18 protein-coding genes are annotated in these 19,174 nt (G+C 63.6%); 8 read left to right on the forward strand and 10 right to left on the reverse strand.

Features of this window, described 5'->3' with window-relative positions:
• Nucleotides 1-69: 69 nt before the first annotated feature.
• Nucleotides 70-1,452, reverse strand: coding sequence for a serine hydrolase (locus FJ414_RS27830; protein WP_140647618.1), 1,383 nt, complete (start codon nucleotides 1,450-1,452; stop codon nucleotides 70-72).
• Between the two features lie 231 nt (nucleotides 1,453-1,683).
• Between FJ414_RS27830 and FJ414_RS27835 the strand changes: the two genes are divergently transcribed.
• Together FJ414_RS27835 and FJ414_RS27840 are read left to right on the forward strand one after the other, a co-directional pair.
• A complete protein-coding gene (locus tag FJ414_RS27835) occupies nucleotides 1,684-2,475 on the forward strand; it encodes a GH25 family lysozyme (RefSeq protein WP_140647571.1) in 792 nt (263 codons plus the stop codon).
• 183 nt (nucleotides 2,476-2,658) lie between these two features.
• On the forward strand, nucleotides 2,659-3,837 hold the full coding sequence (locus FJ414_RS27840; RefSeq protein WP_140647572.1) for a lytic murein transglycosylase: 1,179 nt from the start codon (nucleotides 2,659-2,661) through the stop codon (nucleotides 3,835-3,837).
• 145 nt (nucleotides 3,838-3,982) lie between these two features.
• On the opposite strand, the gene FJ414_RS27845 is transcribed toward FJ414_RS27840, so the two are convergent.
• A complete protein-coding gene (locus tag FJ414_RS27845; RefSeq protein WP_140647573.1) occupies nucleotides 3,983-5,203 on the reverse strand; it encodes an alanine racemase in 1,221 nt (406 codons plus the stop codon).
• 213 nt (nucleotides 5,204-5,416) lie between these two features.
• On the opposite strand from FJ414_RS27845, the gene FJ414_RS27850 reads away from it, so the two are divergent.
• The gene (locus FJ414_RS27850; protein ID WP_140647574.1) at nucleotides 5,417-6,337 is read left to right on the forward strand and encodes a DMT family transporter; all 921 of its coding nucleotides are present in this window, start codon (nucleotides 5,417-5,419) and stop codon (nucleotides 6,335-6,337) included.
• A gap of 370 nt (nucleotides 6,338-6,707) precedes the next feature.
• Here the strand turns inward: FJ414_RS27850 and metF are convergent, their stop codons facing one another.
• Nucleotides 6,708-7,625, reverse strand: coding sequence for a methylenetetrahydrofolate reductase [NAD(P)H] (gene metF / locus FJ414_RS27855; RefSeq protein ID WP_140647575.1), 918 nt, complete (start codon nucleotides 7,623-7,625; stop codon nucleotides 6,708-6,710).
• Complete coding sequence (locus FJ414_RS27860; protein ID WP_140647576.1) at nucleotides 7,625-8,632, reverse strand: metalloregulator ArsR/SmtB family transcription factor; 1,008 nt, start codon at nucleotides 8,630-8,632, stop codon at nucleotides 7,625-7,627. The genes metF and FJ414_RS27860 overlap by 1 nt, the downstream gene beginning before the upstream one ends.
• A gap of 140 nt (nucleotides 8,633-8,772) precedes the next feature.
• Here FJ414_RS27860 and tsaA point away from each other — a divergent pair, with 140 nt between their 5' ends.
• The 3 genes from tsaA (at nucleotide 8,773) to FJ414_RS27875 (ending at nucleotide 10,699) form a co-directional block, all read left to right on the forward strand.
• Nucleotides 8,773-9,279, forward strand: a complete 507-nt coding sequence (gene tsaA, locus FJ414_RS27865; protein WP_140647577.1) for a tRNA (N6-threonylcarbamoyladenosine(37)-N6)-methyltransferase TrmO — start codon at nucleotides 8,773-8,775, stop codon at nucleotides 9,277-9,279.
• Nucleotides 9,276-9,590 carry a DUF2293 domain-containing protein gene (locus tag FJ414_RS27870; RefSeq protein WP_140647578.1) on the forward strand — a complete coding sequence of 105 codons (315 nt, stop codon included), beginning with the start codon at nucleotides 9,276-9,278 and terminating at the stop codon, nucleotides 9,588-9,590. The genes tsaA and FJ414_RS27870 overlap by 4 nt, the downstream gene beginning before the upstream one ends.
• A 269-nt stretch (nucleotides 9,591-9,859) precedes the next feature.
• Nucleotides 9,860-10,699: an SDR family oxidoreductase gene (locus tag FJ414_RS27875; protein ID WP_140647579.1), complete on the forward strand. Its 840-nt coding sequence runs from the start codon at nucleotides 9,860-9,862 to the stop codon at nucleotides 10,697-10,699.
• A 235-nt stretch (nucleotides 10,700-10,934) separates the two neighbouring features.
• On the opposite strand, the gene FJ414_RS27885 is transcribed toward FJ414_RS27875, so the two are convergent.
• On the reverse strand, nucleotides 10,935-11,564 hold the full coding sequence (locus FJ414_RS27885) for an MOSC domain-containing protein (RefSeq protein WP_140647581.1): 630 nt from the start codon (nucleotides 11,562-11,564) through the stop codon (nucleotides 10,935-10,937).
• A 180-nt stretch (nucleotides 11,565-11,744) separates the two neighbouring features.
• On the opposite strand from FJ414_RS27885, the gene FJ414_RS27890 reads away from it, so the two are divergent.
• Nucleotides 11,745-12,311: an isoprenylcysteine carboxylmethyltransferase family protein gene (locus FJ414_RS27890; protein ID WP_140647582.1), complete on the forward strand. Its 567-nt coding sequence runs from the start codon at nucleotides 11,745-11,747 to the stop codon at nucleotides 12,309-12,311.
• Nucleotides 12,312-12,318: 7 nt separating this feature from the next.
• On the opposite strand, the gene FJ414_RS27895 is transcribed toward FJ414_RS27890, so the two are convergent.
• The 4 genes from FJ414_RS27895 to ettA form a co-directional block, all read right to left on the reverse strand.
• On the reverse strand, nucleotides 12,319-13,440 hold the full coding sequence (locus FJ414_RS27895; RefSeq protein WP_140647583.1) for a beta-ketoacyl-ACP synthase III: 1,122 nt from the start codon (nucleotides 13,438-13,440) through the stop codon (nucleotides 12,319-12,321).
• 186 nt (nucleotides 13,441-13,626) lie between these two features.
• Nucleotides 13,627-13,962 carry a hypothetical protein gene (locus FJ414_RS27900; RefSeq protein ID WP_140647584.1) on the reverse strand — a complete coding sequence of 112 codons (336 nt, stop codon included), beginning with the start codon at nucleotides 13,960-13,962 and terminating at the stop codon, nucleotides 13,627-13,629.
• A 110-nt stretch (nucleotides 13,963-14,072) separates the two neighbouring features.
• A complete protein-coding gene (tam, locus tag FJ414_RS27905) occupies nucleotides 14,073-14,840 on the reverse strand; it encodes a trans-aconitate 2-methyltransferase (RefSeq protein ID WP_140647585.1) in 768 nt (255 codons plus the stop codon).
• A gap of 40 nt (nucleotides 14,841-14,880) precedes the next feature.
• Nucleotides 14,881-16,530, reverse strand: a complete 1,650-nt coding sequence (gene ettA / locus FJ414_RS27910) for an energy-dependent translational throttle protein EttA (RefSeq protein WP_140647586.1) — start codon at nucleotides 16,528-16,530, stop codon at nucleotides 14,881-14,883.
• Between the two features lie 266 nt (nucleotides 16,531-16,796).
• On the opposite strand from ettA, the gene FJ414_RS27915 reads away from it, so the two are divergent.
• Nucleotides 16,797-18,074 (forward strand): GGDEF domain-containing protein, encoded by a 1,278-nt coding sequence (locus FJ414_RS27915; RefSeq protein ID WP_140647587.1) that lies wholly within the window; start codon nucleotides 16,797-16,799, stop codon nucleotides 18,072-18,074.
• A 30-nt stretch (nucleotides 18,075-18,104) separates the two neighbouring features.
• Here the strand turns inward: FJ414_RS27915 and FJ414_RS27920 are convergent, their stop codons facing one another.
• Entirely contained in the window at nucleotides 18,105-19,115 is a 1,011-nt protein-coding gene (locus FJ414_RS27920; protein WP_140647588.1) for a ribonuclease, read from the reverse strand.
• Nucleotides 19,116-19,174 lie beyond the last annotated feature (59 nt).

The raw sequence follows: 19,174 nt of genomic DNA on the forward strand, positions 1-19,174 counted from the left end.
CCAAAAATCAGCGTTGAATCTGATTTGCCGGCCCGTGGGAATCCCAATTCCTTAAATCGTCACTACGGCCTAATGCAGCGCCTTCACCAGCGCCGCCACCATAGTCTGCGGCCGGTAGTTCAGCTTGCCCGGCGTCAATCCAAGCCGCACCACCACCAACTGCTCCGACGGAATGATCGCCACCGTCTGGCCGTCATGGCCCTCCATCCAATAGGTGTCCTTGGGCAGGCCTGCAGCGACGCCTGCGCCGGGATTTTCCTCATCGCCCGGGCCTTCGATCCAGACCTGGCCTTTGCCGTATACCTTTGAAGCCGGCGCGGGCTCGCGCATCCAGTCGACGAAACCGGGGGGCAGGATCTGGTTTCCGTTCCAGACGCCCCCTTGCAGCAGGAACTGGCCGAATCGCGCCCAGTCATGCGCCGTCGCGTAAAGATAGGACGAGCCGACGAAAGTCCCCTGCTCGTCGGTCTCGAGCACCGCGCTGTGCATGCCGAGCGGCTCGAATAGCGCCGTGCGCGGCCAGGCCAGCGCCTTGGCCTTGTCGCCGACCGCGTCCTGCCACAGGCGCGAGAGCATCACCGCGGTGCCGCTCGAATAGGAAAAAACCTTGCCGACCTCGCCGCTCAGCGGCTTGGTCTCGGCGAAGCCTGCCATGTCCGGCTCGAGATAGAGCATGCGCGTCACGTCGGCGACGTCGCCATAATCCTCGTTGAATTCGAGCCCGCTCGACATCGCCATCATGTCGGCAAGGCTGATGGCGGCGCGCCCATCGGCCTTCCATGGCGCGAACAGGCCCTTCTTGTCCATGGCGATCTTGCCGTCCTTGACCAGCGTGCCGACGATCGCGGCATTCACCGTCTTGGTCATCGACCAGCCGAGCAGCGGCGTCTTGGTCGAAAAGCCCTCGCCATAACGCTCGGCGACGACGCGCCCGTTTTTCACCACAACGATCGCTCGCACACCCGTGCCTGCCATGGCGGCATCGTCGACGATCTTCGCCACGTCCGGATTCTGGGAAGCGTCCACGCGCTCGCCATCGGGCCAAAGCGCGTCCGGCTGCAGCGGCGTGGAGGCCGCGGCGCGCAGCGACGTCTGCCTTGCCTTGCCGGTGTCACCATCGGGAAGCGACGCGCAGCCGACGCCGTCGCGCTCGACCGCGACGCTCTTGCCCAGAACCCAGAACAGGCCGGCCGAAACGATGCCCCTCTCCTTGTCGACGGAGACCTTCATCAGCTTGAGCAGCGGATGGCCCGGCGCCTGCACGTCGACAGCCAGCACCTGCTTGGCGTCGCGGCCGGCGATGAACACGTTCGAGCACACGATCTTGGCCGAATAGCCGGAACCGACACGGATGAGTTCCGGCGGGGCGAAATAAAGCCAGGCAACAAGCGCGACCACGGCCAGGATCACAAGGCCAAGCAGCCATTTGATGAACTTCACGACAGCCCGCATCATTCCGCCCTTTGGAGTCTTCGGCTCGATTTATGTCATCGATTTGCCGCCATTGCTTCCGCAAAATCATCGGTGTTGTCGAGCGCCGTCAATGGATTATCAACCATGTTCGGCGATCAACGGAGGAGCCGGATAGTCTCGTGGGGCGACAATCCGGAAGGGGCTTGCGCAAGCGACCACCACCAGTGAAGGACCCATCAGCGGCCGGCTGAACCCGGCTTGGGAAATGCCATGCGCCGTCTTGCGGCCATCCTGATGCTTACGCTGCTGGGCGCTTGCTCCACGGTGGACGATCTTTCGCCATTGTCGCCGTCTACGCAGACGGTGGCCGTGCGCGCGCCCAAATTCGAGGATTCAAAGCCGCATGAATGGGACAGCGGCGCGCCGTGGAATTATGCCATCCACGGCACGGATGTCTCCAAATACCAGACCTCCGTCGACTGGCCGACAGCCAGGGCCAGCGGCATCTCCTTCGCCTTCATCAAGGCGACGGAAGGCGGCGACCGCTTCGACGAATATTTCAACGAGCACTGGTCGCGCACCAGGGCCGCCGGAGTTCCGCGCGCGGCCTATCATTTCTTCTATTTCTGCACGCCGGCCGAAACCCAGGCGCGCTGGTTCATCGCCAATGTTCCAAGAGATTCGTCGGCGATGCCGCCGGTGCTCGACATGGAATGGAACCCGAAATCGCCGACCTGCAGGCTGCGCCCCGATCCGGCCACTGTGCGCAGCGAAATGACCGTCTTCCTGCAAATGGTCGAGCGTCATTACGGCAAGAAGCCGATCATCTACACCTCGCTCGACTTCTTCGACGACAACCAGTTGGCGACCTTCCGCGGCTATCCCTACTGGCTGCGCTCGGTCGCAGGCCATCCGCGCGAGAAATACGGCAGCCACCCCTTCACCTTCTGGCAGTACACCGGCACCGGCATCGTACCCGGCATGACCGGCAAATCCGACATCAACGTCTTCAACGGCTCGGAAGCCGCCTGGAAGAAGTGGCTGCGGCAGAACACCCGTTGACATCGGCCGCCCCGCCTGCTTTTCGACACGGCGGGCGGCGAAACATGCAACCGCTGGTAATCCGGAGCGGCGTACTCACGCGAGTGCCTGGCGCGGCTCCTGGGCTTTGAAATCCTCGCATGCGCCTGTCCGATCCCGTCCGGGGTCACGATGGGGCCATGCGCCGGTCTCGAGAGGAAAGCGATGCGATTGCGCGTTGAAATCCTGGCGGCGCTCTTTGTCGGCGCGCTTGCACTGCCCGCGGCGGCGCAGGAATGCGGCGGTGATTTCGAGACCTGGAAGCAGGGCGTTGCGGCCGAAGCCAAGGCCGCCGGCGTCGGCGCCGTCGGCCTCGACGCGCTGGAGGACGCCACCATCGACGAGCGGGCGCTGGCGCGCGACCGCGCCCAGGGCGTCTTCACCCAGACTTTCACCGAATTCTCCAACCGCATGATTTCGGCCTACCGCCTGAAGCAGGGCGCGGCCAATCTGAAGAAATATGCCGAGGTCTTCGACCGCGCCGACAAGGAGTTCGGCGTCCAGCCGGCCATCATCGCCGCCTTCTGGGGGTTGGAGACCGACTTCGGCGCCGTACAGGGCGACTTCCATACGCTGAATGCGCTGGTGACGCTCTCACATGACTGCCGCCGCCCGCAGCTTTTCCGGCAGCAATTGGTGCCGCTGCTGACGCTTATCGACCGCGGCGTGCTGCCGGCTGACGTCAAGGGCGCCTGGGCCGGCGAGATCGGCCAGACGCAGATCCTGCCGACCGACTATCTGGCCGAGGGCGTCGATGGCGATGGCGACGGCAAGGTCGATCTCAGGGGCAGCGTGCCGGACGTCATCATGACGACCGCCAACAAGGTCATGTCGCGCGGCTGGAAGCGCGACCAGCCCTGGATCCAGGAAGTGCGCGTCCCCGACGACATGCCCTGGGATCAGACTGGCCGCACCAACAAGCTGCCGCTGTCGCAATGGGCGCAATGGGGCGTGACCAACCCGAACGGCACGCCGCTCGTCGACAACGGACTGAAAGCCGGCCTGGCGCTGCCGATGGGCCGCAAGGGGCCTGCCTTCCTGGCCTACGACAATTTCGACGTCTACCTGGAATGGAACCAGTCCTTCACCTACGCGCTGACCGCGGCCGTGCTTGCCACGCGCCTTGCCGGCGCGCCGCAGTTCGACCCGCGTATGCCCGAGCAGGGCCTGAGCGGCGACCAGATGAAGGCGCTGCAAACCAAGCTCGAGGCAAAGGGATACGACGTAGGCACGGTCGACGGCATCCTGGGCACCAACACGCGCGAAGCTGTCCGCAAGGAGCAGACGCGGCTCGGTTTGCCGGTCGATGGCTGGCCGACGCCGGAATTGCTGGCGAAATTGTAAGAATAGTGATTAGTGAATAGTGAATAGTGAATAGTGAATAGTGAATAGTGAATAACAGGAAAATCACCCATATATGAGTGAAGTCAACCCGAATTACTACTCACTACTCACTACTCACTATTCACTACTCACTATTCCCCATTCATCAATCCGCCATCGTCTCCAGGCTGGCAAAGCCTTGCGGCGCGTCGCCCTCGTCGAATGGCGTCGTCACCTCGACGAAAGTATCGGGATAGAACCCATTGAAACGCGTCCTGAGCGACAGCGAGTAAGCGCCGATATGGCCGATCTCGATCCAGTCGCCGGTGTCGACCGTTTCCGGCAGCCAGAATGGTCGCGACAGAATGTCGACGGAATCGCAGGTCGCGCCGCAGACCTTGAACGGCACGATGTTTTTTTCCGCGCCGTTGCGTGTGCGGATCGCCGGATCGGGAATGAAGCGCGCCGGCAGCGTGATCTTGCCGGTCCATGAATCCGACAGCGAGGCCCAGATGCCATCATTGATGTAGAGACGCTTGCCCTTGCGCAACAGCACCCGCACGATCAGCGACAGGCAGCGCGCCACGATCACGCGGCCGGGCTCGGCCACCAGCGGCATCTGGTCGAACTGATACTCTTTCAGGTCGCCGGCAAGCCGTGACATCAGTTGGCCGAGCGACGGCATCTCGACCTGCTTGCGATTGGGATCGTGGCCGTATTCGGCGGGGAAGCCGCCGCCCACATCGAGCCCGGCAATGTCGAAGGTCAAGCGGTTGCGCACCCAGTCGGCCGAGGCGAGTGCCCGCTCATAGGTATCGGGATCCTCGATCTGGCTGCCGACATGGAAGCAGAGCCCCACCCTGTAGCCGGTGCGGTTCAGCCGCTCGGCAAGCTCGACCGCGTTGGCCGGCCCGGCGCCGAATTTCTTCGACAATTCGTAGGCCGCATGGCCCTTGGTCTGGATGCGCACGAAGACGGTGATGGCGCCCGGGTCGATATCGAGCGCCCGCACAACGCGCGTCAGCTTGGTGATCTCGTCTTCATGGTCGAGCGAGATCACCCGGATGCCGTATTTTTCAAGCGCCAGCTTGATGTCCGACTGCGCCTTGACCGGATGCATGTAGAGCATCTCGGCATCCGCCGAGACCGCGCGCACGGCGGCGAACTCGCCCGGCGAAGCGACGTCGAAAGTGCTGACGCCGGCCTCGACCAATGTCTTCAGCACGATCTGCTCGCCATTGGTCTTCACTGCATAAGCGGTCTTGCCGGGGAACATCCCCATGAACTGCAAGGCATCCGCCTTCAGCACCTGCGGGCGGAAACAGTAGACCGGGTCGTCCGGACGAAGCGCCAGTGCCGCCTCACGGGCATTTTCGAATCGCTGCATGGACGAATCCTCAGGTCTGGAGCGCGCACAATTAATCCTAGCTAGCTGCCAAAGAAAACAGTTCTGTGTCTCGCCATACCGCGCGGCCGGCCGCACTTTTTGCCAACGCTAAACCACCGGTCAGGTTTCGGGTGGCTCTTGCCGCCGAACCCGATAACGGTTGTTGAATGTCTGACCGGCTGAGATTGCGATTGGCTCCGGGAGGAAAAGGACATGTCGATTACGGCCGGCGCCGCGCCGACGCGCGGACCGATGGCGCTCAAGGATTGGGCGCAGCTTCTCCTGCTCGGCGCGATCTGGGGCGGTTCGTTCTTCTTTGCCCGCATTGCAGTGTCGGAAATCCACCCGCTGGCGCTGGTGCTGTTCCGCGTCGCCATCGCCGCGGCAGCGCTTCAGCTCTATCTGGCGGTCCGCGGCCCTTCGTTCCGGCTCGCCTTCCCGCATGCCGGCCGGTTCTTCCTGCTGGCGCTCACCAACAATGTCGTGCCGTTCTCGCTGATTTTCGCCGGCCAGACGCAGCTCGGCGCCGGCATCGCCTCGGTGCTCAATGCGACGACGCCGTTCTGGACGCTGATCCTGGCCAACGCGCTCACCACCGACGAGAAGCTGTCCTGGAACAAGCTGGCCGGCATCGCGCTCGGTGTCGCCGGCACCGCGGTGATGATCGGACCTGGCCTGCTTGCCGGGCTTGGCGGACCGGTCTGGGCCAAGTTCGCATTGATCGGCGCGTCGCTCTCCTACGCCGTCGCCCTGATGATCGCGCGCCGCTTCAAGGGCGTGCCTTCGCCGGTCATCGCCACCGGGCAACTGACCGCATCGACCATCATCATGATCCCCATCGTGCTGATTGCCTATGGTCCGGCGGGATTGTTCTCGGCCTCGCCACCCGTCTGGGCCGCGGTGCTGGGCCTGGCGCTGCTGTCCACCGCCTTTGCCTACATCCTCTATTTCAACCTCGTCGCCTCGGCCGGCGCCACCAATGCCTCGCTGGTGATGTTGATCGTGCCGGTCAGCGCGATGCTGCTCGGCTTCCTCTTCCTCGGCGAGCGGCTGGCGCTGTTCGAGGTCGGTGGCATGACGCTGATCGGACTCGGCCTCATCACCATCGATGGGCGATTGTTCGGCAAATGGTAGCGGTGTCATGCCACACCGCCGCCACAATTTATTCACAACCCCTGAGCCGGCTTTTGCCGAAGAGTTTCAACGGCTAATAGCAAATCCCCGGTCGCAAATTCCACAATCATGTCGCATTGCAGCACGTTTTCCGCTTGCCTGTGGCACAAATGACCCTAGACTCCTGCCATAGCTCTGAAGAGGAGGCTATGACATGGGACTGACGAGGCCGATCAACGCTTTGATGATTTGTGCCGCATTCGCATTCATCGGTGCCCTTATCATAGGCGTTCTTCCCTGACCCGCCAAAGCCGGGAAGACCAGCACCGAGAATAGTCCAAACAGTTCGAAAAGGCCGGGTTCTACCCGGCCTTTTCCGTTTCCGCCGGGCTCAAGCCGCGGCCGAACCGGCCGCCTCCGCCTCATGCGAGCGGATGCCGATCATGTGGCAGACGGCAAAGACGAGATCGGCGCGGTTCATCGTGTAGAAATGGAAATCGCCAACGCCGCGCTCGACAAGGTCGAGCACCTGCTCGGCCGCCACGGCCGAGGCCACGAGGGCATGCGTCTGCGGATCGTTCTCCAGCCCCTCGAAACGCTCGGCCAGCCAGGCCGGCACCAGCGCCCCGCAGCGCGACGAGAAATTGGCGACCTGGGTGAAATTGTGCACCGGCAGGATGCCCGGCACGATCGGGATGTAGATGCCGGCGCGGCGCGCCCGCTCGACATAGCGCTCGTAAAGATCGTTGTCGAAAAAGAACTGGGTGATCGCCCGCGTCGCGCCATTGTCGACCTTGCGCTTCAGCATGTCGATGTCGGTGGCGAAGTCAGGGCTTTCCGGATGCTTCTCCGGATAGGCCGAGACCGAGATGTCGAAATCGCCGACGCTCTTCAGCGCACCGACCAGTTCGGCGCCATTGGCGTAGCCGTCGGAATGCGGACGGTAGCTTGTCCCCACACCGGCCGCCGGATCGCCGCGCAGCGCCACGAAGCGTTTGACGCCCATGTCGGCGAACTCGCGGATGACCGTGTCGACCTGATCGCGGGCGGCATCGACGCAGGTCATATGCGCCGCGGGCGTCAGCGACGTCTCGTTGAGAATGCGCTTGACCGTGCGCGCCGTGCGTGAGCGGGTCGAGCCGCCGGCGCCATAGGTCACCGAGACGAATTTCGGCTTGAGCGGCTCCAACCTTGTGACCGTGTCCCAGAGCCTCACTTCCATCTCGTCGGTTTTCGGCGGGAAGAATTCGAACGAAACCCGGACCTTGTCGCCGATGTCGGGACGGCGGGAAAAGCGGAACTGGTTCATCAGGCTGTTTCCCTCACTGGCAAGGAATCGTTGGATGGATCGGCGATCAGCAGCCGGCGGTCGCGGCCGAGCCAGAGCTTGACGGTGAGCCTTGCCTCGTTGCCGCCACGCGGCTCGAATTCCTGGCTGTCCTCGAGGTCGAGGCCGGCTTCCCCGAACCATTCCGAAATCTGCCGGTCGGAAAAGCCGAGCCGCATGTGAGCGTGCTGGTCGCGCAGGAATTCAAGCGCGTGTGGCGCGAAGTCGACGACGATCAGCCGGCCCGATGGCCGCAGCAGCCTCGCCGCTTCGGCGATCGCGCGGGCCGGATCGTCGAGATAGTGCAGCACCTGGTGGATGGTGACGAGGTCGAAGGCATTGCGCTCGACCGGCGGCGAGAAGATATCGCCCTGGCGCACCTGCGCATTGGCGATGCCGGCCTTGTCGAGATTGGCGCGCGCCACGGTCAGCATCTCGCGCGACATGTCGATGCCGACGCCGCGCCGGTAGAGCGGCGCGAAGATTTCGAGCAGCCGGCCGGTGCCGGTGCCGAGATCGAGCATCGACTGGAACGGCCGCTTGCCGACAAGCTTGATGAGCGCCGCTTCCACCGCCCGGTCCGGCACATGCAGCGAGCGGATGTGATCCCAGCTCGCGGCATTCTCGGAGAAATATTCGGCAGCCCGGTCCTGCCTTTTGCGCTTCACCGCCGCCAAACGCTCGAGATCGCGCACCACCTGCGGATCGGCCTCTCTTATGGCCGAGACCAGACGCTGTACGAAATCGCGCGAATTATCCGTATCGGTCAGCCTGAAGAAGGCCCAGGACCCTTCCTGGTAGCGGCCGATCAGCCCGGCATCGAGCAGCAGCTTCAGATGACGCGAGACCCGCGGCTGCGACTGTCCAAGGATCTCCGTGAGGTCGGAGACGGTAAGATCGCCGCGCGAAAGCAGCACCAGGATGCGCAGCCGGCTGGATTCGGCCGCCGCCTTCAATGTATCTACCATTGTGTCGAGCGAGACATGCATGAGCGGGTTCTCGTTGAAAGATATAAAGATATGTTTATGTCGATTTTGAAACCCTGGCAAGCGCTATGTCGCTTCCGGACAAGAAAATGGCGCAGCCGCGATTCGCGCCGGGCAAGCGGTTCTTCCGCGGGATGAACAGGATGTTTGAGACGCGCCAAGGCGAAACACTTCTTGCGGCCGACCCGGCGGAGCTGCGGCCGGACGGTCATGTCGTCTTCATCGGCCGCATTGTCTCGCCCTGGGCGGTCCGCGAGGAGTGCCCGAAGAACATGCGCGCCGCCCGCGAAACCAGGCGGCCCGCGACAATCCTGATCGACGAGCCCTATCGCCCGGGGCTGCAAAACCTGGAACGCGCCAGCCACATCGTCATCCTGTCCTGGCTCCATCACGCGCCTCGGAATCTGATTGTGCAAAAACCGCGCCATGCGGCTGAACCGAAAGGCGTTTTCTCGCTGCGTTCCCCTGCCCGGCCGAACCCTGTCGGCCTGCATGTGGCGAAGCTCGTCGCTTTCGACATCGAGGCCGGCCGGATCGAGATCGACGCCATCGATGTGCTCGACGGCACGCCGGTCATCGACATCAAGCCCTACTACGCCTCGACCGATGCGTTCCCCGAGGCGACCATCGCCGGGCGCGACGAGAAATGAGCGCCCCCACCGGCCGCCGCCGCGCGATTGCCAAGGCGCTGACCGCACTGTTGCCGCTCGCCCCTTACGCCGACATGGAAAAGATCCGCGCCGACGCCGGTTCGGTGCATATGAAGAGCTTGCCGCCGACGATCGCGGTGTGGCTGGCCGCCATCGCCCATATCCGCCATGTCCACACCGATTACGAAAAGCTTCTGGCCGAAGGCTATGATCGGGATTCGGCGCGCTTCTTCGTCATCGAGCAGACCAATATGGTGCTGACCCGCTGGCGGGCAACGCGGCTGCTCGAGGAAGACGACGAGGACGAGTGAGGTCGGCGCGATCACCGGACGTCTGATCGTGCTCTATCCCTGGCCCTGCCGCCAAATAAATCCGGCAGCGCCTCTGGAAAAACGCCCAAGGCGCCGTACATGCAGCAAACGGAGCATCCTCCGTTTGCATCCGGAATACACCGTCACCACAGCAATTCCAGGGAAAGCGCGTAGCGGTTTCCGCCCGGAATTACACAAAAACAACGACTTGGAGTGGCTCGGCGATCCTGAGAGGCGCCGCACGGCTCCAGGGGCAAGGATCACAGATCATGACTGATAAGGTTTGGTTCATCACCGGATCGTCGAAGGGTTTTGGCCGCGTCTGGGCCGAGGCCGCGCTCGCCCGTGGCGACCACGTCGCCGCCACCGCCCGCGATGCCGGCACGCTTGCCGGTCTCGTCGAGAAATATGGCGGCAACGTCGCCGCCATTGAGCTCGACGTCACCGACAAACAAGCGGTCGACGCCGCGATTTCCGAAGCGCACAAGCGTTTCGGCCGGCTCGACGTCGTCATCAACAATGCAGGCTACGGCCATTTCGGCGCCATCGAGGAAGTCACCGAGCAGGAAGCGCGCGACCAGATCGAGACCAACGTCTTCGGCGCGCTTTGGGTGACGCAAGCCGCGCTGCCCATCATGCGGGCGCAGCGTTCCGGCCACATCATCCAGATATCCTCGATCGGCGGCGTCAACGCCTTTGCCTCGCTCGGCCTTTATCACGCCTCAAAATGGGCGCTGGAAGCCTTCAGCCAGTCGCTCAGCCTCGAAGTCGCCGGCTTCGGCATCCACGTCACCCTTGTCGAGCCGGGCGGCTTCTCCACGGACTGGGCCGGGCCGTCGGCCAGGGTCTCCAAGCCGTTGGACGCCTATGAGCCGGTCCGCGCAGCGATGGCCGAGCGCCGCAGCCGTTCCGTCGCTGGCGATCCGCAGGCGACCGGCGCGACGATGCTGGCGATCGTCGATGCCGCCGAGCCGCCGCTCAGGGTCTTCTTCGGCGATGGCGGCCTGCCGATGATCAGACAGGAATACGCCAGCCGCATCGCCACGTGGGAAAAGTGGGACCATGTCTCGGTGATGGCGCAGGGCGCCAACAAGAACCGGAAGAGCTAACACTCTTTGGCGGTACCTAAGCCCGCGGAGGCATGTTGAGATTTAGGTCAGGGCGAGTCGAGAACGGTGGGTTCCGAGAACCGGCCTAGGCCGGCCGTAGCCTTCGTAGCGCGGAGACCCTCATGAGAGCTTCGGCCGGCGAAGGCCGGAACGGAGCGTGCGTTTGGACACGTCAGTACCGGAAGCGCAGGAAACTGCCATTCGCAGGCCGACCTCACCTGAATATCAGCATGCCTCAAGCCGGGTAAATCCACTGCTCCGGCACCCGTACCGAGATCTCCTCGCCGGCCCTGATGACGCCCGGCTTCTCGACCCAGGCGACAAGGCCGCGCAGCCGTTTCGCCTCCTTGGGAAAGAGCAGCGCGGTGGCATTGTGATCGGCGGCGCCGACATGCTCGGCGATCGACTGTCCGGCAACGCGGCAGGGCTTGTTCTGGCCGTCGACCTTGAGCGTCACCCCGCCCTTGAAGAACAGCAACGAGCCGGCCGGCAGCATCGAAAGATGCGGCACGCCTTCGATCACAAGATTGGCGCCGATCCACTCCGGCTTGATCTCATCGAGCCCCATGCGCTGGGCGACGATGGCAAGCTCGTCCGCCGCGACGAGCGACAATTGCCGCTCGTTGCGCATCTCGGTGCCGCGCGGGTACCAGGGCTCGCGTCCGCCGGAACGCCGCGTCGTTCCGCCATGGAAGTCGCCCGCGATACCGTCGAAGCCGAGCCGCAACTCCTCGACCGCACTCGTTTCGAAATGATCGTGCGGCGCGGCATAGAGCGCCGCTGCCTTTGCCGTCAGCTTGCGGCCCGGCACGATGTCGACCGCCGGTTCCGCTACGGGAAAGAGTTCCAGGTTCGTTTCCTGCATGCCGCTGGTCTAATGGTGCCGAAGAATGCGGTCCAGTCGAAAGCGCTGATGATCCGATCACGCCGCTTGATGGTGATCACGATTTTCTTACCGCAAATCCCTTTCGCCAGTCGCCGCAAGCCGCGATGCTGCCGCGACGGCTGCATGGACGGTCACGCGCGCAATCGGGAAGGTTCGATCATGCAGGTTGGACAAGCTGTCGCCGCACTCTGGCTATTCTGGCTGGTGTCCTGGCTTCTTGCCGCCTCCTGGGCCGACCCCGCGCAAAAGCGCGCGGATCTCAAGTCGGAGGCACGCTACCGGGTCCTTTGGCTGGCCGGTACCGTTCTGCTGTTCGTGCCGGCGCACGGCTATGTCGGCCGGCTTCGGCTCTGGACGCCGACGCTCGCCGGAGCCTGGATCTGCGTTGCCCTGATCGCCATCGGCATCGCCTTCGCCTGGTGGGCGCGGCTGCATCTCGGCCGGCTGTGGTCGGCCAACGTCACCGCCAAGGCCGATCATCGTGTCGTCGATACCGGCCCCTATGGCCTGGTCCGCCATCCGATCTATACCGGACTGCTGCTGTCCGTCCTCGCCACCATGGCGGTTAAGGGCACGGTCTGGGGCATTGCCGGCGCCGCCCTGCTGCTCGTCGGCGTCGTCGTCAAGGCGAGGCTGGAAGAGAGCTTCCTGCGCGGCGAGCTCGGCCCGGCCTATGACGATTACGCCAGGCGCGTGCCGATGCTGGTGCCTTTCGCACCCGCCTGATCGCCGGTTACAGCATTCTCAACAGCGCGCCGCCGATCGAATAGCCGGCGCCGAAGGCGCAGATCAGTCCGAAATCGCCGGCCTTCATGTCGGCATGGTTCTCCGACAGCGCCACGATGGCGCCGGCGCCGGCGGTGTTGCCAAGCCGCTCAAGCACCATCGGCGCGCGGTCATGGTCGACGTCGTGGCCGAAGGACAATTTCAGGATCATCGCATTCATGCGCGCATTGGCCTGGTGCAGCCAGAAGCGCCGGATGCCTTCCGGCGTCAGCCCGTGCTCGGCCAGGAATTCGACGATGAATTTCTGGCCGGCGACGGTGACTTCCTTGAACACCTTGTTGCCGACCTGCTTGATGAGGTTGCCTTCCAGGTTGATCATGTAGGGATCGTCCTGGGCCGTGCGCGTGTGGTAGCCGAGATTGGTGCGGATGTTGTTCGACATCTGCGTCCAGGTGCGCGTGTCGAGCACCTCGAAACGCCCCGGCCGCTTTTCGCCCTGCGCCAGTCCTTCGACGACCATGGCGACCGAGGCGTCGCCGAAGATGAAATGCGTCTGCCGGTCGCGGAAGTTGAGATGGCCGGTGATGATTTCGGGCGTCGACACCAGGATGCGCTTGTGTGCCCCCGCCCTCACCAGGTTGACGGCGACATGCAGCGCCGCCGCGGCGGAAGAGCAGCCAAGCCCCATGTCGAAGCCGGCGCCCTTGGTGCCAAGCGCCTCCTGCATCTCGATGGCGATGGCCGGATAGGGCCGCTGGTGATGCGAGGCCGAGCAGATCACCAGATCGATGTCGGACCCGTCGACCCCGGCATGGGCAAGCGCCTTCCTGGCCGAGGCGATGCCGAACTCCGCCTCCAATGACAGCGCGTCGTCCGGCCGTGCCGGAATGCGCGGCGACATGCGGGTCGGGTCGAGGATGCCCTCGCGCTCGACGACATGGCGGCTCCTCACGCCCGAGGCGTGGACGATGAAGTCGCTGTCCGATTTCTGCAAAAGCGGCTCGCCGGTGTCGGCGCGGCGCACATTCTCGGTGTCGACCCAGCTGTTGAAGCTTTCGACCAGCTCTTCATTGGTGATGACGGGTTCAGGGATTTCGGCGCCGATGCCGCTGATGATGACGCGATGCATGTCCAATCCGTCTAGAGCAATTCCAGGAAAAGTGGGAACCGGTTTTCCGTCCGGAATTGCGTTGAAACAAATGGCACGGGCCTTGCGGCTTTGATGTGGGCGCGGAAATGGCCCGGCGCAACCCTTGTCGCATTTGGCCGGTTTATGCCAGCTTAAACTCGTGACCCCACAAATCCGCGAGGGCGTTCACCAGGCGCAGACTTTGGTGTTGGTCTGCGGATTGTTCCAGCAGGCGCCGTCGTCGCGGCTGCGCACGAACTGCCCCGGCAGCGATCGGTTGCGGCTGCCGAACCTGGCATAGCCGAAGGCAAAGCCCGGCTGGTCGATTTCAAGCGTGATCGTGGGATAGCCTGGCGCCGAGACGCGGAAGCTGCCTTCGCCGTCCAAAGCCTTGTAGTTGCACGGATAATAGCCGTCATCCGTGGTGAAGCAGCGTGCCGGCTTGGCCTCGGCGGCGATGGAAAAAGAAATCAGCGCGGTCATGCACAGGCCGCATGCGAGACCCGTCTTGCCCAATGTCATCTCTCACCCCCTGCCCCGTGGTCCTTCCCTTTGGGATAGTCGACCATTGTCCAGACGGATGAAATGCGCATGACGGCGCGAACCGGTCAAGCGCCTCGGAAGCGGGGAGCCTAGACTCGTTTGGCGACGATGAAGATGCGCGGGAAGCGCAGCAGCACCTTGCCGTTCGCCGTCTTTGGATAGGCCTTGGCGATCTTGGCGGTATAGCTGTCGAGGAACAGCTTCTTCTCATCCGCGTCGAGCGGATCGAGGAAGGGCTTCAGGCCGGTCGCCTTGACCCATTCGACGATCGCCTCGGCATCGGCCAGCGGATGGTTGTAGATGGTGTGCCAGATGTCGAGACGATCGGCGAGCGGCGACAGAAGATCGTAGTAGAAGGACACCAGCGGCAGTGGCCCGCGCGCCGCGCCCTTCAGCTTGGCCGCGAACGGCACATCCGCAGCGGTCTCGCGCATCAGCCGGTGTGAGGCTTCGCCGAGATTGTCCGGCATCTGAACGGCCAGGGCGCCGCCCGGCGCCAATAGCCCCATTAGCCGCTGGAACACCGCCGGATGTTCCGGCAGCCACTGGAAGACAGCATTGGCGAAGATGACGTCGACGGGATGCTCGGGCTGCCATCCGGCGGCATCCGCCAGATCGAAATTCACATTCGGCAGCCGCGCCCGCGCCTTCTCGATCATGTCTGGCGAGGTGTCGAAGCCGCTGACCTGAGCATCCGGCCAGCGCTCGACCAGGAGCTCTGTGGAGTTGCCCGGGCCACAGCCGATATCGACGACGCGGCGCGGAAAATCGACCGGCACTTGCGCCACCAGATCCCGCGCGGGCCGCGTGCGCTCATCCTCGAACTTCAGATATTGGGCGGCGGACCAGTCAGCCATGTGAGAACCTTGCTTTGTTCGCCGCCCTTGGGGACTGATCCTACCGCGTCAGCCGCTTGTGCGTCATGCGGTGCGGGGCCGCCGCTTCGGCGCCCAGGCGGCGCAGCTTGTCCTTCTCATACTCCTCGAAATTGCCTTCGAACCATTCGACATGCGCGTTGCCCTCGAAGGCCAGCATGTGGGTGGCCATACGATCAAGGAACATGCGATCGTGGCTGATGATGACGGCGCAACCGGCATAGGCCTCCAGCGCGTCTTCCAGCGCACCCAGCGTTTCGGTGTCGAGGTCGTTGGTCGGCTCGTCGAGCAGCAGCACGTTGCCGCCGCCTTTCAGCATCTTGGCCAGATGCACGCGGTTGCGCTGGCCGCCCGACAGGTTGCCGACCTTCTGCTGTTGGTCGCCGCCACGGAAGTTGAACGACGAGCAATAGGCGCGGCTGTTGATCTCGTGCTTGCCGAGCTTGATGATTTCGGCGCCGCCGGAAATTTCTTCCCATACGGTTTTGCTGCCATCGAGCGCGTCGCGGCTCTGGTCGACATAGCCGAGCTTGACCGTCTCGCCGATGCGCACGGTGCCCGCATCCGGCTTTTCCTGACCGGTGAAGGTCTTGAACAGCGTCGTCTTGCCGGCGCCGTTCGGGCCGATGACGCCGACGATGCCGCCCGGCGGCAGCCTGAACGACAGGTTCTCGATCAAAAGCTCGTCGCCGAAGCCCTTGTTGAGGCCTTCGACCTCGATGACGACGTTGCCCAGGCGCTCGCTCGACGGAATGACGATCTGCGTGTCGGTCGGCTTGCGGTTCTGCGACTGCTCGACCAACTCCTCATAGGCCTTGATACGCGCCTTGGACTTGGTCTGACGCGCCTTGGGCGAGGACTGGATCCACTCGCGCTCGCGCCAGATCGACTTCTGGCGGGCGTCGTCCTCGCGGCCTTCCTGGATCAGGCGCTTGGCCTTGGCGTCGAGATATTTGGTGTAGTTGCCCTCGTAGGGAATGCCGCGGCCGCGATCGAGCTCGAGGATCCAGCCGGTCACGTTGTCCAGGAAGTAGCGGTCGTGGGTGATGATCAGCACCGAGCCCGGATAATCGCGCAGGTGCTTTTCCAGCCACGCCGTGGTCTCGGCGTCGAGATGGTTGGTCGGTTCGTCGAGCAGCAGCAGATCCGGCTGGCGCAACAGAAGCTGGCAAAGCGCGACGCGGCGGCGCTCGCCGCCTGAAAGGTTCGTCACCTCGGAATCGCCTGGCGGGCACTGCAGCGCGTCCATCGCCATCTCGACCTGCTGCTCGAGGTCCCACAGGTTCAGGCGATCCATCTCGTCCTGGAGCTTGGCCGACTCATCGGCCGTCTCGTCGGAATAGTTCATCATCAGTTCGTTGTAGCGCTCGATGATGGCCGTCTTCCTGGCGACGCCTTCCATGACGTTTTCCATCACGGTCTTGTTTGGATCGAGTTGCGGCTCCTGAGGGAGATAGCCGACGGTTGCGCCCTCGGCCAGCCACGCCTCGCCCTGGAACTCCTTGTCGAGCCCGGCCATGATGCGCAGGATCGTCGACTTGCCCGAGCCGTTGGGGCCGAGAATGCCGATCTTGGCGTCCGGATAGAAGGACAGGTGAACGTTATCGAGCACCTTCTTGGTGCCATAGGCCTTCGACAGGCCTGACATGTGATAGATGAACTGGCGAGCCACGCGCGCTTTCCCTGGAAACTGAAGTGTCAAGGTGAATGGGGGGTTGCGCGCTATGTAGGCGATGAAGCGACGAACGGCAATCGCTTTCGGCACGCCGGCGGCCAAACGGTGCGCATTCGCCGGTTTGCGCTCCCGACTCCGCCCCCAGCTTTTCGCCGCCGCCGGCCATAGCGTGAAATCAGTGGTTAACCATTCGCCTTCAAAACGCTAATAGGTTGGGAAATCGCGGCCAAGCCGCGGTTTCGGGGAAAGGTCGGATCGACGACGTGCTGAACGGTGTCCTGCTCCTTGCCGAAACGGTTCTGTATTTCGGCGCCATGGTCACGCTTTTCCGCTTCCGGCGCCGCATCGGCCTTGGCGTGTTCATCTGCGCGCTCGGCGTCATGCATTTCCTCGAGACCTATCTCGCCAGCGTCTTCTATGTCGCGCTGCCCTTTGGCCTGGTCTCGCCAGGCTCAGCCGTGCTGTTTTCCGGCAAGCTGGTCATGCTGCTTCTGCTCTATATGAAGGAGGATGCCGCGACGGTCCGCCAGCCGATCTACGGCCTTTTGCTGGGCAACGCCTTGATGATCGGCCTGGTGCTGATCCTGCGCCTGCACGCCGTTTCTCCGCTTCCCGACGGCAGAATGCCCAACATCGGCTTCATCGACGAGATGGGCTGGCTGATGGTGTGGGGCACCTCGTTGCTGTTCGTCGACGCCATCCTGATCATCCTGCTCTACGAGAAGCTCGGCGCCTATCTGCGCGCGAGGCCGTTCTTGCGCATCCTCGCATCGGTCGCCTGCGTGCTCACCTTCGATCAGGCCGGCTTCTTCACCGCGCTGCATTTCGTCGCCGGCGCGCCGATCGAGGTCTTCTTCGGCGGCTGGTTGGCCAAGATGGGCGCCGCACTTGCCTATAGCGGCATGCTCGTCGCCTATCTCAAATGGGTCGAGGACAGCGACATCGCCGTTCCGCGCGGCCTCTCCGACATCTTCGACACGCTCACCTATCGCGAGCGCTATGAAGCGCTGATCAAATATGTCGGCCGCGACGGCCTCACCGGCCTGCTGCATCGGGGCAGTTTCGACGCCGACGGCGAGTCCGCCGTGTCGGCCGCCATCAGAATCGGCAAGCCGCTCAGCCTGCTCATCGTCGACGTCGATCATTTCAAGTCGATCAACGACCGCTTCGGCCATGCCGAGGGCGACAAGGTGCTGAAATCGATGGCTGTGCTGCTGGCCGAGACCGTCGGCGGCAACGATCAGGTGTTCCGGATCGGGGGCGAGGAGTTCGCCGTGCTGACGCAACAGTCGCACGCGCCCGCCAGGTTGCTCGGCGAGATAATCAGGAACGCCACCAAGACATCGGCGCACACCACCCGCTTCAACATCACCGTGAGTGCCGGCGTCTCCACCGTCGGCGAGACGACGCGCTGCCTCGCCGACATTTTCGCGCTGGCCGACCAGCGCCTCTATAAGGCCAAGCTGAGCGGCCGCGACCGTGTGGTCGGCGAGCCCGGCAGCGAGGCGATCATCCTGCAGGCGGCCCCAAGGTCAGCCTAACCAAGATCGGCCTGGACCTGGGAATTCCGCCTACTGGAATCCGATCGCGTCGACCGCGCCCTTCGGGCAACCGGCCTTGGCTGTCGGCGCGGAGGCCATCAAGAGATCGGTGAGCTTGCTGTCGGGACCGACCGGGCCGGACAGGCCGAGCGTGATCTCGCCGATCAGGCGCCGCCCACTTGACGGGTCGACCAGGCAGGACACGCGCACGCGGTCGCCTGCGCCGGGACCGAAGGCTTCGTTGAAGGCGCCGCGGATCTGGTCCGAGGTCAATTGCTTGCCGATGTTCTTGTTGAAGAGGTCGCGCACCGGCGAGGCGTTCACCGCCCGCATCAGGTTGAGCGCGTCGGAGAAATAGTCCTGCTGGCTCTTGCCGTAGCAAGTACCATGCTTGATCCATTCGTGGCGCTCGAGCTTGGAAGCCGTGCCTGGCATCACCTGGTCGAGCTCGGCACGCGTCTTTGCGTCGAGATCGACCGGTGGCAGGTCTCCCCAATGCGACGGATTGTCATTGGCCTTGTCGCTCGCCGAGACCTGGCAATAGAAATTGCCGTTCGGCTGCGGCCACAGCCCATGCAGCGTGAAATGCGAGGCATCGAACTCGTTCGGGCTCTGTGCCTTGCATTCGGGCTTGCTCGCCTTGGTCTCGCAGAAAGCCGGCTGCCAGCTCAGCGCAAAGACATATTCGGGTTTTCCGGAGGCAGACGATGACGGCTTGGTCTGGCCGGAAGGCGCCGGCGTGACCGACGCGCCGCCGCCGGTGACATGGCCGCAGCTGATCTTCACCCAGCGCCGCTCGGGATCGGCACCCGGCACCTGGATGAGGTAGTGCGTGGGCTCGTCCTTGTTGCCGGCAAGCAGCTCGTAGCTCTTGCCGGCCTCGGTCGAGACATTGCCGGGGTTCTTGCCACTCTTGATGGCCTGCGTCGCCGGACAGGCGCTGTCGGCCACGAAGGTGCCGCTCATCTTCACGTCGGCATGCGCCACCCCGACACCGGCGAAAGCCAGCACCATCGAACCCCACAACGCCCAAACCCGCATCCCGTTCTCCCGGCGATCATTGAACCGTATTGGATTCGTCACACTAGAACAGCCGACGT

Origin of the sequence: Mesorhizobium sp. B3-1-6 (assembly GCF_006439555.1) — a bacterium.
Lineage (GTDB): Bacteria > Pseudomonadota > Alphaproteobacteria > Rhizobiales > Rhizobiaceae > Mesorhizobium.

Bases quoted from the DNA above. Each gene is read 5' to 3' on its own strand.
- FJ414_RS27830 (WP_140647618.1), bottom strand. From the start codon at position 1,452: ATGCGGGCTGTCGTGAAGTTCATCAAATGGCTGCTTGGCCTTGTGATC.
- FJ414_RS27835 (WP_140647571.1), top strand. From the start codon at position 1,684: ATGCGCCGTCTTGCGGCCATCCTGATGCTTACGCTGCTGGGCGCTTGC.
- FJ414_RS27840 (WP_140647572.1), top strand. From the start codon at position 2,659: ATGCGATTGCGCGTTGAAATCCTGGCGGCGCTCTTTGTCGGCGCGCTT.
- FJ414_RS27845 (WP_140647573.1), bottom strand. From the start codon at position 5,203: ATGCAGCGATTCGAAAATGCCCGTGAGGCGGCACTGGCGCTTCGTCCG.
- FJ414_RS27850 (WP_140647574.1), top strand. From the start codon at position 5,417: ATGTCGATTACGGCCGGCGCCGCGCCGACGCGCGGACCGATGGCGCTC.
- metF (WP_140647575.1), bottom strand. From the start codon at position 7,625: ATGAACCAGTTCCGCTTTTCCCGCCGTCCCGACATCGGCGACAAGGTC.
- FJ414_RS27860 (WP_140647576.1), bottom strand. From the start codon at position 8,632: ATGCATGTCTCGCTCGACACAATGGTAGATACATTGAAGGCGGCGGCC.
- tsaA (WP_140647577.1), top strand. From the start codon at position 8,773: ATGTTTGAGACGCGCCAAGGCGAAACACTTCTTGCGGCCGACCCGGCG.
- FJ414_RS27870 (WP_140647578.1), top strand. From the start codon at position 9,276: ATGAGCGCCCCCACCGGCCGCCGCCGCGCGATTGCCAAGGCGCTGACC.
- FJ414_RS27875 (WP_140647579.1), top strand. From the start codon at position 9,860: ATGACTGATAAGGTTTGGTTCATCACCGGATCGTCGAAGGGTTTTGGC.
- FJ414_RS27885 (WP_140647581.1), bottom strand. From the start codon at position 11,564: ATGCAGGAAACGAACCTGGAACTCTTTCCCGTAGCGGAACCGGCGGTC.
- FJ414_RS27890 (WP_140647582.1), top strand. From the start codon at position 11,745: ATGCAGGTTGGACAAGCTGTCGCCGCACTCTGGCTATTCTGGCTGGTG.
- FJ414_RS27895 (WP_140647583.1), bottom strand. From the start codon at position 13,440: ATGCATCGCGTCATCATCAGCGGCATCGGCGCCGAAATCCCTGAACCC.
- FJ414_RS27900 (WP_140647584.1), bottom strand. From the start codon at position 13,962: ATGACATTGGGCAAGACGGGTCTCGCATGCGGCCTGTGCATGACCGCG.
- tam (WP_140647585.1), bottom strand. From the start codon at position 14,840: ATGGCTGACTGGTCCGCCGCCCAATATCTGAAGTTCGAGGATGAGCGC.
- FJ414_RS27920 (WP_140647588.1), bottom strand. From the start codon at position 19,115: ATGCGGGTTTGGGCGTTGTGGGGTTCGATGGTGCTGGCTTTCGCCGGT.